The organism is Streptomyces sp. NPDC002386 (assembly GCF_053593175.1).
Map to the genome: position 1 here is coordinate 71,967 of NZ_JBSFBX010000002.1, position 16,536 is coordinate 88,502.

A 16,536-nucleotide genomic window follows, 5' to 3' on the forward strand; every position below is an offset into this window, starting at 1 on the left:
CTGCTTCCGGCCGGCCGATCGGCGGCTGCGGACGAACCGTTGGCCACATGTTAGCGATCTGTTGGCGCGTCCTGATCTGATCATTTCATCGGATCCGGCCCGACGGCGCGCGCGTCGCACGCGTAACTCGGGGGAGTGTCGCCGCAGGCCTGGTCCGGGGACGCAGAAGGACCCCGGTCGGCGGAGGTGAACGGCCGGGGTCCTGTCCCGCCCTCTTCGCGGCGGGGTCCGCTCAGCCGCAGTGCACGTTGTTGACGTCCCGGCCGACCCAGAGACCGCCGTTGTCCTCGGCGAACTTGAGGTTGATGCAGTGCCCGTCGGTGCCCGTGACGGTGACCGGCCCCGCGTAGGAGCTGAACGCTCCGTCGTTGCCCTTCCAGGTGCTGCTGCCGGACTTGTTGATCGCCACCGTCATGTAGTGGGACACACCGGCGTACTTCCTGGCGACCAGGACGGCACAGTTGGTGCCGCCGTTCGCCGACGAGTAGTAGAGGTAGGCCGTGGCCCACACGTCGCCGTTCGCGGTCGTGTTGTACGAGTCGATCTGCGATCCCGAGCAGCCGTAGCCGGCCGCGGAGGCGGTGGTGGCCGTGGCCAGACTCAGGCCGGCGACGGTGAGTCCGAGTGTGGCCAGGGTGGCGATGGTCCTGCGCATGTGTGTGGTTCCCCTCGATACAGCCTGTGTCGAACGGCCGGGACCTCGGGTCACGTTCCCTCCATCGCGGACCGCTCTGCGCGCCCGCCTCCCCCGCTCCCCCAAGTCGCAACCGCTCGCGGTCACTTGGTGGAGACCCTAGAGAAGATCGACTCGCGCCGACAGCCGCGCAATACCGGCCATTCGGTATTCATACGGGCAATGAGGTCGAACATTTTTGCGGCACCCGCGAGACCCGGGAGGCCGCTGACCACCGGCGACGACGGGAACCCGATGGGCCTCGCCCCCTCCACAACTGCCACTACTCGGCGGTAATGTCGCCACCCGTCGGAAGCACAGGACCGGCGGATGAGTGCGAAGGGGCCCTCATGGCGACGGACATGCCCGCGGACACGGCGGCCGCCGACGAGCGCTGGCGGCGCATGTGGAGCCAGCGGGAGCAACTGCTCAAGGTGGCCCGGCGGCGATCCATGAGCCGGGAGGACGCCGAGGACGCCGTGCACGAGGCGATGCTGCGCGCGGCGGAGCGTCCGGACCTCGACGACGAGCGGCTCGGTGCCTGGCTGACGACGGTGACGATGCGGCTGTGCGTCGACCGGCACCGGCAGGTCCACCGCGAGGCCGAGGTGGGCAGTCGCCCCACACTCGTCGCGCCGGGCCCGGTCCCCGTCGAGGAGGCGGTGTGCGACCGGGCCGAGGCGAAGTGGCTCGCCGTGCGCAGCGGTGAACTGCCCGCACGGCAGGCGGAGGCCCTTCGGCTGCGGTCCGAGGACCTGGACGTGAGCCAGGTCGCGGTGCGGATGGGACTCAGCTACCGGACCGTCGAGTCGCTGCTGGCCCGGGCCCGGCGGACCCTGCGTGCCTCGCTGGCCGGGACCCTCGGGCTGGTGCTGCTGCTGGTCGGGCGCGGGCGGCTGCGCGGGAGCGGCAACGCCCAGGTGGCCGTGGCCACCTCCGCGGCGGCGACCCTGGCGATGGCGGGCTTCGTGCTGCCGTACACGCTCGGCCCGGGCGGGGACGGGGCCGGTCCGGCGCCGAGGGCGGCGGTCGCCACCGACGCGCGGGTCACGCGCGACGGGGCCACGGGACCCGGGCGCGCCCCCGGGACGCCCGCACCCTCCTCCCCGGCGTCCGGGGCCGGGAGCCGGACGCACGCGCCCACCGGGAGGACGTCCCCGCCGCTGTCGGGGCTGTCGGTGACGTCCCTGCCGGACGTGTCCGCGCCCCCGCTCCCGAAGCTGTCCACGCCGCGGGTCCCGCGGGTGCCCGAGGTGGTGCCGGTTCCGCCGACCGCCGTGCCGGGCCTGCCGACGAGGCCGGCCGTCCCGTCGGTCCCGTCGCTTCCCGCGGCCACGGCCGTACCGGCCGCCCCGCTCTCCGTCCCCGCCCCCGGGACGCCCTCGGGAACGCCGTCGCCGAAGCTGCCGTAGCGCCCCGTACCCGCGCCCGCGAAAAAATCTTCGTCCGCCGCGACGGACGCCCCTCCCCTCCCCGTAGAGCAGATGTCGGAGCTGCTCCGCGGGCGAAGGGTGGAACGGATGGGTGTCGAGATCTGCGTGGAGGGACTGACCAAGTCCTTCGGCCACCAGGTCATCTGGCAGGACGTCTCGCTGACGCTGCCCGCCGGGGAGGTCTCGGTGATGCTCGGCCCCTCGGGGACGGGCAAGTCGGTCTTCCTCAAGACACTCGTGGGACTGCTGAAGCCGGACCGGGGCTCGGTGAAGGTGGCGGGCCGGGACATCACCCGGCTGCGCGAGCGCGACCTGTACGAGGTGCGGAAGCTGTTCGGCGTGCTGTTCCAGGACGGCGCGCTGTTCGGCTCGATGAACCTCTACGACAACATCGCCTTCCCGCTGCGCGAGCACACCCGCAGGTCCGAGAGCGAGATCAGGCGGATCGTCCTCGAGAAGATGGACATGGTCGGGCTGATCGGCGCCGAGGGGAAACTCCCCGGCGAGATCTCCGGCGGCATGCGCAAGCGCGCCGGGCTCGCCCGGGCCCTGGTCCTCGACCCGGAGATCATCCTGTTCGACGAGCCCGACTCGGGCCTGGACCCGGTCCGCGTGGCCTACCTCAACCAGCTCATCGTCGACCTCAACGCGCAGATCGACGCGACGTTCCTGATCGTCACCCACGACATCGCCTCCGCCCGCCAGGTCCCGGACAACATCGGGCTGCTGTTCAGGCGCGAGCTGGTGATGTTCGGGCCGCGCGAGGAACTGCTGGCCAGTGACGAGCCGGTCGTCCGGCAGTTCCTGAACGGCCGGATGCAGGGGCCGATCGGCATGGCGGAGGAGAAGGACGCGGCCCAGGTCGAGCAGGAGCTCGCCCAGATCGGCGAGGACGGTCCGGCCCACACGCCCGCTCCCCGTCTGCTCCCCGGCCCCGGCATCACCCGCCCGCCCCGCTGGGAGGCGATCGCCGGACGCGAGGCGGCGCTGCGCGCGACGGGGGTGACACGCCCGTGAAGATCTCCCCGACGGGCGCGCTCCGGCAGTCGGGCAGCCTCTTCGCGATGGCGCTGGACGTGCTCCGGTCCCTCCCCCGGCGTCCCTTCCAGACACGGGAGTTCATCCAGCAGGCGTGGTTCGTCGCGAGTGTCACGATCCTGCCGACGGCTCTGGTCTCGATCCCCTTCGGGGCGGTCATCGCACTGCAGATCGGCAGTCTGACCAGGCAGTTGGGCGCGCAGTCCTTCTCCGGAGCCGCGTCCGTGCTCGCCGTGCTGCGAGAGGCCTCGCCGATCGTCACCGCGCTGCTGATCGCGGGTGCGGGCGGCACGGCGATCTGCGCGGACCTCGGGGCGCGCAAGATCCGGGACGAGATCGACGCGATGCAGGTGCTCGGCATCGACCCGGTCCACCGGCTCGTCGTACCGCGGGTGCTGGCGTCGATGGTCGTGGCCGTGCTGCTCAACGGCCTCGTCTCGGTGGTCGGTGTCGCGGGCGGCTACTTCTTCAACGTCGTCCTCCAGCACGGCACGCCCGGCGCCTACCTGGCGTCCTTCACCACCCTCGCCCAGCTGTCCGACCTGTGGGCGGCGGAGATCAAGGCGCTGGTCTTCGGGGCCATCTCGGCGATCGTCGCCTCGTACAAGGGGCTGACGGCACAGGGCGGCCCGAAGGGCGTGGGCGATGCCGTCAACCAGTCGGTGGTGATCACCTTCATGTTGCTGTTCGTGACCAACTTCGTGATGACCGCGGTGTACTTCCAGGTCGTCCCGCAGAGGGGTTAGCCGATGAGACCGCGAGAACTCCTCGACCGCCCGTTGCACTCCCTCGAGGAGCTGGGCGCGCAACTGTCCTTCTACGGACGCTCCCTGGCCTGGACGGGCCGTACCCTGCGCCGCTACAAGAAGGAGGTCCTCCGGCTGCTCGCCGAGGTGAGCTTCGGGCGCGGCGCGCTCGCCGTCGTCGGCGGCACGGTCGGCGTGATCGCGTTCCTGTCCTTCTTCACCGGCACCGAGGTCGGCCTCCAGGGCTACGCGGCCCTCAACCAGCTGGGCACCTCCAACTTCGTGGCGTTCCTCTCCGCGTACTTCAACACCCGGGAGATCGCCCCGCTGGTGGCCGGACTCGCGCTGTCCGCGACGGTCGGCGCCGGGTTCACCGCGCAGCTCGGCGCGATGCGGATCAGCGAGGAGACCGACGCGCTGGAAGTGATGGGCGTCCCGTCGCTGCCGTTCCTGGTGACGACGCGGATGATCGCCGGCTTCGTCGCGGTGGTCCCGCTGTACGTGGTCGGGCTGCTGTCCTCGTACCTGGCCGCCCGCACCATCACCACCGGCTACTACGGGCAGTCGACCGGCACGTACGACCACTACTTCCACCAGTACCTGCCGCCCGTCGACGTGTTCTGGTCCTTCGGAAAGGTGATCGTCTTCGCCGTGCTGATCATCCTCGTGCACTGCTACCACGGCTACCACGCGAGCGGCGGCCCGGCAGGTGTCGGCGTCGCGGTGGGCCGGGCGGTGCGGACCTCCATCGTCGCCGTCAACGTCCTGGACTTCTTCCTGAGCCTCGCGATCTGGGGCGCCAGCACGACGGTACGGATAGCGGGGTGAGACCGGTGCGTACGCACACGACGAGACTCAGGCTGTACGGCATCGCGTTCCTCGCCGTGCTCGCGCTGCTGCTGTCGCTCGCGGTGGCCGTCTACCAGCAGGCGTTCACCTCCGTGGTGCCCATCACCCTGGAGGCCGGCACCCTCGGCAACCAGCTCGATCCCCGCGCCGACGTCAAGCTGCGCGGGCTGCTGGTCGGCGAGGTCCGGGCGGTGCACTCCGACGGCACGAAGGCGACCCTCGACATCGCGCTGAAGCCGCGGTACGTCCCGCACATCCCCGTGGACGTGCGCGCGCGGCTGCTGCCCAAGACGCTCTTCGGCGAGAAGTACGTCGACCTGGTCGCTCCCGCCCCTGCCGGGCAGGCGCCGGCCCGGCCGATCCGCGCGGGCGACGTCATCACCCAGGACCGCACGAAGGCCGGCATGGAGGTCCAGCAGCTGCTGAACGACCTGCTGCCACTGCTGCGCACGGTCCGCCCGGGTGAACTCAACGCCACCCTCTCGGCGTTCGCCACCGCGCTGGAGGGCCGCGGCGACCGGATCGGCGGCAACCTCACCCGGGTCGAGGGCTATCTGCGCCGCCTCAACCCGCACCTGCCCTCCCTGAAGGAGGACATCACGCGGTTCGCGGACGTCGCCGAGGTGTACGGCGACGCCGCTCCCGACCTGATGCGGATCCTGCGCAACACGGTCACCACCAGCCGGACGATCGTCGAGAAGAAGGACCAGTTGGCATCGGCTCTGCGCGCGACCGCCACCGTGGCGGGCACGGCGGACGACTTCCTGTCCGAGAACGGCGACCGCCTGATCACGCTGGGCCGGGTCTCACGCCCCACGCTGGAGCTGTTCGCCCGCTACTCCCCCGAGTACCCGTGCCTGTTGCAGGGCCTGGTCCGGCAGGAGGCGGCGTCGCAGGACGCGTTCCGGGGCGGCGAGATGCGGATCACGCTGGAGGCGGTCCGGCCGCAGGGGGCGTACCGGCCCGGCGAGGAGCCGGTCTACGGCGAGCGGTCCGGTCCGGACTGCCGGGGTCTGCCGCACCCGCGGGTGCCCGGGCCGAAGCCCCGTCTCCACGACGGCACGTCGGCCTCCGGCGGAGCACTGCCCGCAAGCCCCGCGGTGTCCTCCTCCCGGGCCGAACAGCGGTCCGTCGGCTCGCTCGTGGCCCCCGTCATGGGCGTTCCCGCGGACCAGGTGCCGTCCGTCGCGACCCTGCTGTTCGGGCCGCTCGCACGCGGAACGGCGGTGAGTGTCGCATGAGCGGGTCAGGAGCCCGGCAGACCGCCGCCCCGCTGGTCAAGTTCAGCCTCTTCGCGCTGGTCACGATCGCGGCGACGGCGCTGCTCGCCGCCACCGTCGTGAACTTCTCCTTCACCGCCAAGGACACCTACCACGCGGTGTTCACCGACGTCACCGGGCTGGAGACCGGCGACGACATCCGGGTGGCCGGAGTACGGGTGGGAGAGGTCGAGGACATCCGGATCAAGGACCGGACCCTGGCGGAGGTCACGTTCACGGTCAGCGCGGACCGGCCGCTGCTCGCCGGGACCCACGCGGTGGTCCGCTACCGCAACCTGGTCGGGCAGCGGTACCTCGCGCTCACCGAGGGCACCGGCGACGTCACCGCCCGGCTGCGACCCGGCGGCACCATCCCGCTGTCCCGGACCCAGCCGGCACTGGACCTCAACGCCCTGCTGAACGGCTTCAAGCCGCTGTTCGCCGCGCTCAGCCCGAGCGACGTCAACCAGCTCGCCACCGAGATCGTCCGGACCCTCCAGGGCGAGGGCGGCACGGTCACCAGCCTGCTCGCGCACACGGCCTCGCTCACCAGCACCCTCGCCGACCGCGACAAGCTGATCGGATCGGTGATCGACAACCTCGGCACCGTCCTGGAGACGCTCGACAAGCGCGGCTCCCGTTTCTCCGGGCTGCTCACGCAGCTGCGCCGAGTGGTCTCGGGGCTGTCCGCCGACCGCAGGCCCATCGGGGAGTCGCTGGTGAGCATCGGCGACCTCACGGACGTCACGTCGGGGCTGCTGAAGGACGCGCGTCCACCGCTGAAGGACGACATCGCCGGGATCGGCGATCTCACCGGAACCCTGAACAAGAACGAGAACACCGTGGAGGGCGTCCTGAAGCGGCTGCCGAACAAGCTGGAGAAACTGACGGGCACCGCCTCGTACGGCTCGTGGTTCAACTTCTACCTCTGCGACTTCGACGGCCGGATCGTGCTGCCGAAGACCAAGCAGGTGATCACCCCGGACATGCACGTGGCCCGGGCGAGGTGCGGCGCATGAGCGCGCTCTTCAGGCGGCGCGCACCCCGCCCCCAGCCCCTCGTGAAGGTCCGCGTCCTGCCCCCGAGGCTGCCGCGGCTCCCCCGGCTGCTGCCCCGGCGCGCACCCCGCCCCCAGCCCCTGGTGAAGGTCCGCGTCCTGCCCCCGAGGCTGCCGCGGCTCCCCCGGCTGCTGCCCCGGCGCGCACCCCGCCCCGAACCCCTGGTGAAGGTCTGCGTCCTGCCGCCGAGGCTGCCCAGGATCCGGCTCGGGCGGCCACGCCCGAAGCCGTTCCGCGGGGGCGACCCGGTCGTCCTCGGCGCCGTCGGCCTCACCGTCCTCGCGCTGCTCACCGTCGCCGCCTTCAACGCCGACAGCCTGCCGCTGATCGGCGGCGGTGACACCTACAGCGCGGCCTTCTCCGAGGCCGGCGGGCTCAAGCCGGGCGACGAGGTACGGATCGCCGGGGTCAAGGTCGGCAAGGTCGACGGCGTCGACCTGGACGGCGACCACGTCAGGGTGACCTTCAAGGTGAAGGGCGGCCCGGCGTTCGGTACCGGCACCGGTGCGGCGATCCGGGTCAAGACGATCCTCGGCGCGAAGTACCTCGCCCTGTACCCGAAGGGGCCCGGCCGGCTGAAGCCGGGCAGCGAGATCCCGCTGCGGCGGACCGTGTCCGCGTACGACGTCGTCCAGGCCTTCAGCGACCTGACGACCACCACCGAGGAGGTCGACACCGGCCGGCTCGCGAAGGCACTGGACACGATCTCCGTCACCTTCCAGGACTCCCCCGCGGAGGTGCGGGCGTCGATCAAGGGTCTGTCGCGGATCTCCCGCACCGTCGCCGCCCGTGACCGGGCGCTGCGTGGGCTCCTCGACCACGCGAACGGAGTCACCAAGGTGCTGGCAGGTCACACGAAGGACTTCTCCGCGCTGGTGAAGGACGGTGACGCCCTGTTCAAGGAGATCGGCAAGCGGCGCACGGCGATCCACGCGCTGCTCAAGAGCTCCGCGCTGCTGGGCATCGAGCTGTCCGGCCTGGTCGACGACAACAGCAAGGAGATCGGGCCCGCGCTGAAGAACCTCCACACCTTCGTGGCGATGCTCGAACGCAACCAGGCGAGCCTCGACCGCAGCGTCCGGCTGCTCGCCCCCTACGTACGGCTCTTCACCAACACCCTCGGCAACGGCCGCTGGTTCGACTCCTACATCCAGAACCTGGTCGCCGCCCCGGTCACGCCGCGGACGGGAGGCACCCGATGACCCGCAGACTCCTGGCCCTGTTCACCGCGCTCGCGATCGTCGTCGGCCTCGCCGTCCTCCTCCGGCCCGGCCCCGGCCCCGTCCGCGTCACGGCGTACTTCCCGCGCACCGTCGGCATCTACCCGGGATCCGACGTCCGCGTCCTCGGCGTCCGCATCGGCGAGGTCGGGAAGATCACACCGGAGGGCGACCGGGTACGGGTGGAGCTGGAGTACGACCGGGGCCGCAGGATCCCCGCCGACGCACAGGCCGCCATCATCAACTCCTCGGTGGTCAGCGACCGTTACGTGCAGCTGCTGCCGGTGTACCGCAAGGGCGCCGTGCTGCGGGACGGAGACGTCATCCCCGAGTCCCGTACGGCCGTCCCCGTCGAACTGGACCGGATCTTCGACAGCCTGCACACCACCGCCGAGGCGCTCGGCCCGAACGGCGCCAACAGGAAGGGCTCGCTGTCCCGGCTGCTCGGGGTGAGCGCGGACAACCTCCAGGGGCAGGGCGAGAACCTCAACCGGACGGTCCGGGACCTGTCCCAGGCGGTCACCACGCTGTCCGGCGGGCGCGGCGACCTGTTCGGGACCGTGCGGAACCTCCAGGTGTTCACGGCCGCGCTGGCGGCGGACGACACCAGCGTGCGGGCCTTCAACACCGACCTGGCCGCCGTGGCCGGGCAGCTCGCCGGGGAACGCAAGGATCTCGCGGCCGCGCTGAAGTACCTGGCCGCCGCCCTCGGCGACGTGTCCGGCTTCGTCAAGGGCAACAAGAAGGCGCTGGCCTCGGACGTGACGGGCCTGGCCAAGGTCACCAAGGTCCTCGTCACCCAACGCAAAGCTCTGGAGGAGCTGTTGACCGTCGCCCCCACGGGCCTGTCGAACCTGCAGAACGCCTACAACCCCGCCGCCGGCACCCTCGACACCCGCAACAACGCACAGGCCCCGCAGGACCCGTCATCCCTTCTCTGCTCCGTCCTCAGGACGACCGGGGAGGACCACGACGACTGCGCCGGCCTGAAGAAGCTCCTCGACTCCCTGCCCGAGGTTCCGTCGGCTCCCGCGTCGACGGGCACGGTGGACAGGACCCTCGGCGGAATCCTCGGAGCACCGGCGTGAGCGCCCGGCGCACGGTTCGGGCGGCCGCCTGGACGGCGGCGGGCTCACTGCTGCTGACCGGCTGCGAGTTCAACGGCTGGTACGACGTCCCGCTCCCCGGCGGCGCCGCCTCGGACGGTCACGCCTACCACGTCACCGTCGAGTTCCGGGACGTCCTGGACCTGGTGCCGCAGTCGGCGGTCAAGGTCGACGACGTCACCGTCGGCGCCGTCGAGAAGGTGGAACTGGACGGCTGGCACGCCCGCGTGCGGCTCCGGGTCGCCGACTCGGTGAAGCTGCCCGGCAACGCGGTCGCCGGCCTGCGGCAGACCAGCATGCTCGGCGAGAAGTACGTCGCGCTGTCCGCGCCGGCCGGCACGCGGCCCCTCGGACGGCTCCGTGACGGCGACCGCATCCCGCTGTCCCGCAGCGGCCGCAACCCGGAGGTCGAGGAGGTGCTGTCGGCCCTGTCCGCGCTGCTCAACGGCGGCGGGGTGGCCCAGCTGAAGACGATCACGGTCGAGTTGAACAAGGCCCTCGACGGCCGTGAGGACCGGGTCAGGTCCCTGCTGAAGCAGCTCGACACGTTCCTCGGCGGCCTGGACGGCCAGCGGGCGGAGATCGTCCGCGCGCTGAAGGGCGTCGACCGGCTCGCGAGGCGGCTGAAGAAGGAGAGGAAGACGATCGCCCTGGCCGTCGACACCATGCCGCCCGCCCTGAAGGCCCTGGCCGACCAGCGCAAGGACCTGACGAAGATGCTCACCGCCCTGTCCGGGCTCGGCAGGACCGCCACCCGGGTGGTGAACGCCTCCCACGACGACACCGTCGCGAACCTGAGGAAGCTCCAGCCCATCCTGCGGGAGCTGAACAAGGCGGGCGACGACCTGCCCGACTCCCTCGAGATCCTCACCACGTACCCGTTCCCGCGCAACGCGACGGACGCCGTCAAGGGCGACTACGTCAACCTGGGGGTCACCGCCGATCTCGACCTGGCGGACCTCTACGGCAACGTCACCCGGAAGCCCGGTAAGGGCGGGAAGTCCCCCGCCCCCGGGACACCGCGCCTTCCCGGCCTCCCCACTCCCACCCCCCTGCCCTCCCTCCCCTCCGTCCCGCCGCTGCCGTCCACCCCGTCCCTGCCGTCGTCCCCGTCCCTGCCCTCCGCGCCTTCGAAGCCCTCCGGCGGCGGCACCCTGCCGTGCCCGCCGGTGTGCACCGCCGCCTACGGGACCGAGGACGGCTCGCGCCGCCTCCCGTCGGGGATCGACACCGGCCTCGCCGAGCTGATGCTGAAGGGGATAGTGCCGTGATCACACGTACGGTCAGGGCCCAGTTGCTGGCCTTCGCGGCCGTCACCGCCCTCGGGGTGTCGTACGTCGGCGCCCGCTACACGGGCCTGGTGGACGACGTCCTGCACCGCGGGTACACCGTGCGCGCCGACTTCGCCGAGTCCGGGGGCATCTTCTCCGGTGCCGAGGTCACCTACCGGGGCGTGCCGGTGGGCCGCGTGGGCGATCTGCGGCTGACCGGTTCCGGGGTCTCGGTGGCGCTCAGGATCGAGGACGGCGCCCCGCGGATCCCGGCCGACACGCTCGCGGTGGTCGCCGACCGTTCGGCGGTGGGCGAGCAGTACGTCGACCTCCAGCCGCGGCGCTCGGGCGGCCCGTACCTCGTGGACGGCACCCCGATCCCGCGCGGCCGGACCCGGACCCCGCTGCCGGTCACCGACCTGGTCGTCGGCCTCGACCGGCTCGTCGGCTCCGTCGGCAAGGACGATCTGCGGGTCACCGTCGACGAGCTGGGCAAGGCGTTCGCCGGCACCGGACCGAACCTGAGCCGGCTGGTGGACTCCGGCGACGCACTGGTGGAGTCGGCGTCGGAGTCGCTTCCCCAGACCGTCTCGCTGGTCGAGGACTCGCGGAAGGTGCTCAAGACGCAGGCCGACCGGGGCTCTGCCATCAAGTCGTTCTCCCGTGATCTGGCGTCCCTCACACGTCAGTTGAAGTCGAGCGACGGCGATCTGCGCCGGCTGATCGGCAACACGGCGCCCGCCGCGCGGGAGGTCGACTCCCTGCTGAGGTCCACGCGGCCGCAGGTGCCGGTCCTGCTGGCCAACCTCATCAGCGGGGGCCAGATCACCGTGGCGAGGCTGCCCGGCGTCGAGCAGGCCCTGGTCACGCTCCCGCTCAATGTCGCGGGCAGCTACACGGTCATCCCCGGCGACGGCACCACCCACTTCGGCCTGACCGTGAACGCCGACGACCCTCCCGCGTGCACGCGGGGCTACGGCACCCGGCGGCGCGACCCCGCCGACACCGGCACGCGCCCGGCGAACACCGAGGCGCGCTGCACGGTGCCGCGCGGCAGCGAGACCTCCGTGCGCGGAGCGCAGAACGCGCCCGGCGCGGCGGCCGGCCGGTACGGCGCCGGCCAGGCCGCGTTCGTGGCCCCGTACGACCCGGAGACCGGCACCGTGACCGGCCCGGACGCAACGCCCGTCGAGATCGGCTCGACCGGCGGGGAACAGACCGTGTTCGGAAAGGAGTCGTGGCAATGGCTGCTCGTGGGACCGATGGCGTGAGGGGCGGACGCGTGAGGCTGCTGTCGGCGGCGCTCGTCGCCGCGACCGTGCTGACGACCGTGCCGGGTGTCTGGCTGGGCCTGAGGCTGTCCGGCCAGCACGCGGCGGAACAGCGCCGTCAGGACATCCTGGCGGCCGCCCGCCAGTCGGCGCTGAACTTCACCTCGCTCGACTACCGGCACTACGACCGGGACAGCGGCGACGTGCTGAAGGGTGCCACCGGAGAGTTCAAGAAGGAGTTCGCCGCCCAGACCGCGCAGCTGACGAAGCTGGTCGGGCAGAACAGGTCGGTGTCCGAGGGGCAGGTCCTGGAAGCGGGCATCGTGCGGTCCGACGACCACTCGGCCCGGGTCCTGGTCGTGGCCGACAGCAAGGTGACCAACACCGCCGCGCCCGAGGGCCAGGCGCGCACCTACCGGCTCCAGCTCGACCTCGCGCGTGTGTCCGGCCGCTGGCTGACCTCCGACGTCGCGTTCGTGGGCTGACCGGACCGTGAGTCCATCGATGAGGAGAGACACCGTGGCGAACCCGACCGCTCGGACCCGCGGCACCGGCTCACCGGCCCGCCGCACCATGACCGCGGCCGCCCGCGCGGCGGCCAAGCGCGCCGGACGGCCCGCCCAGCCCGAGCGCGGCGCCCGCCGGGAGGAGCGGACCACCGCCGGCCGCGACCTGCTCGTCGAGCCCCCGGCGAACGGCCGGCGGCGCCCGCCGGAGCCCGACTCCGCCGAGCGGCCCGAGCCGTCCGAACCGCCCGCGCCGTTGGAACCGGTGGAGTCGTTCGACGAGAGGCCGGAGGAAGCCGCACCCCCGCGCCGGGCCGCGCCGCGCGCGCTTCCCGCGGTGCTGGGCGTCGTCCTCGTGGCGGCCCTGGCCGCGGCCGCCGTACTCGGGTGGCAGTACCGGCAAGGCCGGCAGGCGGAGCAGGCCCGCGGCGAGGCCCTCGCGGCCGCGCGGAACGCGGCGCCGGTCGTGCTCTCCTACGACTACCGGCACCTGGACCGGGACTTCTCCCGGGCCCGCACCCTGCTGACCGGGCACTTCCGCGACCAGTACGGCAAGACCACGAAGGCCGTGGTCGCGCCGACCGCGACGAAGTACCACGGGGTGGTGAAGGCGACCGTGGCCACACCCGCGGACGGCGGCGCCCCGGCCGCGTCCGTCGTCTCGGCCACACCGGACCGTGCCGTCGTCCTGCTCTTCGTCAACCAGGTCACCCGGAGCACTCAGGTCTCGAAGCCCCGGCTGGACCTGAACCGGGTGCGCATGACGCTCACCCGCACCTCCGACGGCTGGAGGGTGAGCGGCGTCGACGCCCTCTGACCGGCCCCGCGCAAGTACCCCCGCGCAGTCGCGCCGGGGGCACTTCCGCATTGCCCTCGTGCCCCGCGGACGCCCCTGACCCGGCGGCGAGCAACGAAAAAGACCAGGCCACGCTTCACGCGACCTGGTCTCCGATGGAGCCGCTTTCGGGATTCGAACCCGAGACCTACGCATTACGAGTGCGTTGCTCTGGCCATCTGAGCTAAAGCGGCGCGCTGTCCGCACTATGGTGCGATCAGCAACGTCGGTAAGTCTACACAGTTTCGCGGGGTGCTTCGTACCCGCCCCGGAGCGGTGGGCTCCGGGGCGGGCACAGGGGCTATGAGCAGCGTTTTCCTGGGGGCGGCGGGGTTCCGTTGATCAGATAGGCGTTGATCGCCGAGTCGATGCAGGCGCTGCCGCGGCCGTAGGCGGTGTGGCCGTCGCCGACGTAGGTGAGCAGGCGGCCCGAGGAGAGCTGGGCGGCCAGGCCCTGGGCCCAGCGGTACGGCGTCGCCGGGTCACGGGTGGTGCCGACGACCACGATGGGGGCGGCGCCCCCGGCCTCGATCCGGTGCGGCTCGCCGGTGGCCCTGACCGGCCAGTACGCGCAGTTCAGCGAGGCCCAGGCCAGGCCCTCGCCGAAGACCGGGGACGCCTTCTCGAACGTGGGCAGCGCCTGCTCCACCTGCGCCGGGCCGGTGAAGGCGGGCGGCAGGTCGAGGCAGTTCACGGCGGCGTTGGCCATCATCAGGTTGCTGTACTGGCCCTTCGCGTCGCGTTCGTAGTAGCTGTCCGAGAGGGCGAGCAGGTCCGCGCCGTCGTTCTTCCGCATCGCGGAGGTCAGCGCCTCGCGGAGCCGCCCCCAGGCCGCCTGGTCGTACATCGCGGCGATCACCCCGGTGGTGGCCAGCGACTCGCCGAGCTTGCGGCCGCTCGCGTCGCCCGCCGGGATGGGATGGGCGTCCAGCTTGCGGAAGAAGGCCTTGAGATGGTCGCCGACCTGCGCGGGAGTCGTGCCCTTGCCGCCGAGCGGGCAGTCGGACCGGTGCACGCAGTCCTCCGCGAACGCCTTGAACGCCGTCTCGAAGCCGGCCGTCTGTTCCAGGTTGACCCTGCGGGAGTCGAGGGAGGGGTCGATCGCGCCGTCCAGGACCAGCCGGCCCACCCGGTCCGGGAACAGGCCGGCGTACGTCGCGCCGAGGAAGGTGCCGTACGACGCCCCCACGTAGTTCAGCTTCCGATCGCCGAGCACCGCCCGCAGGATGTCCATGTCCCGCGCGGCCTCGACGGTGGACACGTGCCGCAGCAGCCGCGCCGAGCGCGCGCCGCAGCTCTCCGCGAACTTGCGGAACTGCCCGACCAGCGCGTTCGTCTCCTGACGGTCGTCGGGGGTCGTGTCGGTCTGGGTGAAGGTGTCCATCTGGCGCCCGTCGAGGCACTCGACCGGCTCGCTGCGCGCCACGCCGCGCGGGTCCATCGCGACCATGTCGTAGAGCGAGCGGACCTCGGCGGGGAAGCCGATGCCCGCGTACTGCTCCAGGTAGCCGATGGCCGAGCCGCCCGGGCCGCCCGGGTTGACCAGCAGTGAGCCGAGCCTGTCCTTGCCGGTGGCGCTCTTGCGCGCGACGGCCAGCTTGATGTCGCCCGCGCCGGGGTCGGAGTAGTCCAGCGGCGCCTTCATCGTGGCGCACTGGAAGCCGGGGACACCGCAGTCCCGCCAGCGCAGGTGCTGGTTGTAGTAGGGGGCCAGCGGGGCGGGCGTGGCCCGCGGCAGCGCGGCCAGCGCCGCCTCCGCCGCACCGGTGGACGTCGTGGTCGAGCCCCCGGCGGAGCAGGCGGAGACGAGCAGCGCGGCGGCCGCGATCAGGGCGCCCGTGACACGGGTCGTCACCCGGGATCGGGTTCCGGCACGCGGGCCGGTGCGGGTCCGGCCGGTCCGTTGGGGACGGCGGAGGGAGGGCCAGGTGTGCATCAGGCGATCGTAACGCTGAGCAATGCTTTGAGTACGCGGCGTACGGAGGGTGGCCTCGTACGGAGGACGGAGTCCGTCAACCGACGTACGCCCGGCTCACCCGGCCCGCAGTGCCATCGTCATCGCCTCCACCGCGAGCAGCGGGGCGACGTTGCGGTCGAGGGCATCCCGGCAGGCGGCGATCGCCTCGATGCGGCGCAGCGTGGCCTCCGGGCTGCTGCCGCGGGCCAGCCGGTCCAGGGCGTCCTCGGTGTCGCCGTTGGCGATCGCGACCCGGGAGCCGAGCTGGAGGGCGAGGACGTCGCGGTAGAAGCCGGTGAGGTCGCCGAGGGCGACGTCGAGACTGTCGCGCTGGGTGCGGGTCCTGCGGCGCTTCTGCATCTCCTCGAGGTCCTTCACCGCCCCCGCCGTGCCGCGCGGCAGCCGGCCGCCCTGGGCCGCGCCCAGCGCCGCCTTCAGCTCCTCGGTCTCCTTGCCGTCCATCTCCTCGGCGAGCTGCTTGGCGTCCTCGGCGGCCGCGTCGACCAGTTCCTGGGCCGCTCTGAGGCAGGCACCGATCTCGTCCAGCCGCAGCGGGAGCCTGAGCACGGCGGCCCGGCGCTCGCGGGCGGCCGGGTCGGTCGCCAGGCGGCGGGCCCGGTCGACATGGCCCTGGGTGGCCCGCGCGGCGGCCATGGCGGCCCCGGGTTCGATGCCGTCACGGCGTACGAGCATGTCGGCGACGGCTTCCACCGAGGGCGTGCGCAGGTTCAGGTGGCGGCAGCGGGAGCGGATCGTGGGCAGGACGTCCTCGACCGAGGGGGCGCACAGCAGCCACACCGTGCGGGGCGCGGGCTCCTCCACGGCCTTGAGGACGGCGTTCGCCGACTTCTCGTTGAGCCGCTCGGCGTCCTCGACCAGGATGATCTGCCAGCGGCCGTTGGCCGGGGCGGTGTACGACTTGCGGACCGTGTCCCGCATGTCCCGCACGAGGATCTCGGCGCCCACGGCGGCCACCGCGCTGACGTCGGCGTGGGTGCCGAGCAGCGCGGTGTGGCAACCGTCGCAGAAGCCGCAGCCGGGGGCGCCGCCGAGGGCCCGGTCGGGGCTCACGCACTGCAGGGCCGCGGCGAAGGCCCGTGCCGCCTGGTTCCGGCCGGCTCCGGGCGGGCCGGTGAACAGCCAAGCGTGCGTCATCCTCGACGCCTCCGGCGGCGGCCGGTCCGTGGCGGCGGCCGTGACGAGGGCGTCGGCGTCCCGCGCGGCACCGTCGAGCACCGCGCTCACCTTGTCCTGTCCGACGAGGTCGTCCCACACGGTCATGGGTCACGCCGTCCTTCCGTCACACTCCGCGTT

General features: G+C 72.3%; 15 protein-coding genes and 1 tRNA gene. 12 read left to right on the forward strand and 4 right to left on the reverse strand.

The annotated features are described in order from the left end of the window. Window positions 1-232 precede the first annotated feature (232 nt). The gene (locus ACWCPN_RS04445) at window positions 233-655 is read right to left on the reverse strand and encodes a hypothetical protein (protein WP_451202361.1); all 423 of its coding nucleotides are present in this window, start codon (window positions 653-655) and stop codon (window positions 233-235) included. A gap of 368 nt (window positions 656-1,023) precedes the next feature. Here ACWCPN_RS04445 and ACWCPN_RS04450 point away from each other — a divergent pair, with 368 nt between their 5' ends. From ACWCPN_RS04450 to ACWCPN_RS04505, 12 genes are all read left to right on the forward strand, one after another. Beyond that, window positions 1,024-2,085 (forward strand): RNA polymerase sigma factor, encoded by a 1,062-nt coding sequence (locus ACWCPN_RS04450; protein WP_451202363.1) that lies wholly within the window; start codon window positions 1,024-1,026, stop codon window positions 2,083-2,085. A 108-nt stretch (window positions 2,086-2,193) separates the two neighbouring features. Continuing rightward, window positions 2,194-3,123: an ABC transporter ATP-binding protein gene (locus tag ACWCPN_RS04455; RefSeq protein WP_451202365.1), complete on the forward strand. Its 930-nt coding sequence runs from the start codon at window positions 2,194-2,196 to the stop codon at window positions 3,121-3,123. A 47-nt stretch (window positions 3,124-3,170) separates the two neighbouring features. Then, entirely contained in the window at window positions 3,171-3,890 is a 720-nt protein-coding gene (locus ACWCPN_RS04460) for an MlaE family ABC transporter permease (RefSeq protein ID WP_451203007.1), read from the forward strand. 3 nt (window positions 3,891-3,893) lie between these two features. Then, the gene (locus ACWCPN_RS04465; protein WP_451202367.1) at window positions 3,894-4,718 is read left to right on the forward strand and encodes an MlaE family ABC transporter permease; all 825 of its coding nucleotides are present in this window, start codon (window positions 3,894-3,896) and stop codon (window positions 4,716-4,718) included. A gap of 5 nt (window positions 4,719-4,723) precedes the next feature. Continuing rightward, window positions 4,724-5,980 (forward strand): MCE family protein, encoded by a 1,257-nt coding sequence (locus tag ACWCPN_RS04470; RefSeq protein WP_451202368.1) that lies wholly within the window; start codon window positions 4,724-4,726, stop codon window positions 5,978-5,980. Further along, window positions 5,977-7,017: an MCE family protein gene (locus ACWCPN_RS04475; RefSeq protein ID WP_451202369.1), complete on the forward strand. Its 1,041-nt coding sequence runs from the start codon at window positions 5,977-5,979 to the stop codon at window positions 7,015-7,017. The genes ACWCPN_RS04470 and ACWCPN_RS04475 overlap by 4 nt, the downstream gene beginning before the upstream one ends. 218 nt (window positions 7,018-7,235) lie before the next feature. Next, window positions 7,236-8,258, forward strand: coding sequence for an MCE family protein (locus tag ACWCPN_RS04480; RefSeq protein WP_451203010.1), 1,023 nt, complete (start codon window positions 7,236-7,238; stop codon window positions 8,256-8,258). Beyond that, complete coding sequence (locus ACWCPN_RS04485) at window positions 8,255-9,364, forward strand: MCE family protein (RefSeq protein ID WP_451202371.1); 1,110 nt, start codon at window positions 8,255-8,257, stop codon at window positions 9,362-9,364. The genes ACWCPN_RS04480 and ACWCPN_RS04485 overlap by 4 nt, the downstream gene beginning before the upstream one ends. Next, window positions 9,361-10,653: an MCE family protein gene (locus tag ACWCPN_RS04490; protein ID WP_451202372.1), complete on the forward strand. Its 1,293-nt coding sequence runs from the start codon at window positions 9,361-9,363 to the stop codon at window positions 10,651-10,653. Before ACWCPN_RS04485 ends, ACWCPN_RS04490 begins: the two co-directional genes overlap by 4 nt. Next, window positions 10,650-11,924: an MCE family protein gene (locus ACWCPN_RS04495; RefSeq protein ID WP_451202373.1), complete on the forward strand. Its 1,275-nt coding sequence runs from the start codon at window positions 10,650-10,652 to the stop codon at window positions 11,922-11,924. The genes ACWCPN_RS04490 and ACWCPN_RS04495 overlap by 4 nt, the downstream gene beginning before the upstream one ends. Continuing rightward, the gene (locus tag ACWCPN_RS04500; protein WP_451202375.1) at window positions 11,897-12,409 is read left to right on the forward strand and encodes a hypothetical protein; all 513 of its coding nucleotides are present in this window, start codon (window positions 11,897-11,899) and stop codon (window positions 12,407-12,409) included. The genes ACWCPN_RS04495 and ACWCPN_RS04500 overlap by 28 nt, the downstream gene beginning before the upstream one ends. Window positions 12,410-12,443: 34 nt before the next feature. Further along, entirely contained in the window at window positions 12,444-13,247 is an 804-nt protein-coding gene (locus tag ACWCPN_RS04505; protein ID WP_451202377.1) for a hypothetical protein, read from the forward strand. Window positions 13,248-13,382: 135 nt separating this feature from the next. Here the strand turns inward: ACWCPN_RS04505 and ACWCPN_RS04510 are convergent. From ACWCPN_RS04510 to ACWCPN_RS04520, 3 genes are all read right to left on the reverse strand, one after another. Beyond that, a tRNA-Thr gene (locus ACWCPN_RS04510) sits at window positions 13,383-13,459 on the reverse strand. 107 nt (window positions 13,460-13,566) lie between these two features. Then, the gene (locus tag ACWCPN_RS04515; protein WP_451202379.1) at window positions 13,567-15,201 is read right to left on the reverse strand and encodes an alpha/beta hydrolase; all 1,635 of its coding nucleotides are present in this window, start codon (window positions 15,199-15,201) and stop codon (window positions 13,567-13,569) included. Between the two features lie 96 nt (window positions 15,202-15,297). Beyond that, complete coding sequence (locus ACWCPN_RS04520; RefSeq protein ID WP_451202380.1) at window positions 15,298-16,503, reverse strand: DNA polymerase III subunit delta'; 1,206 nt, start codon at window positions 16,501-16,503, stop codon at window positions 15,298-15,300. Window positions 16,504-16,536 lie beyond the last annotated feature (33 nt).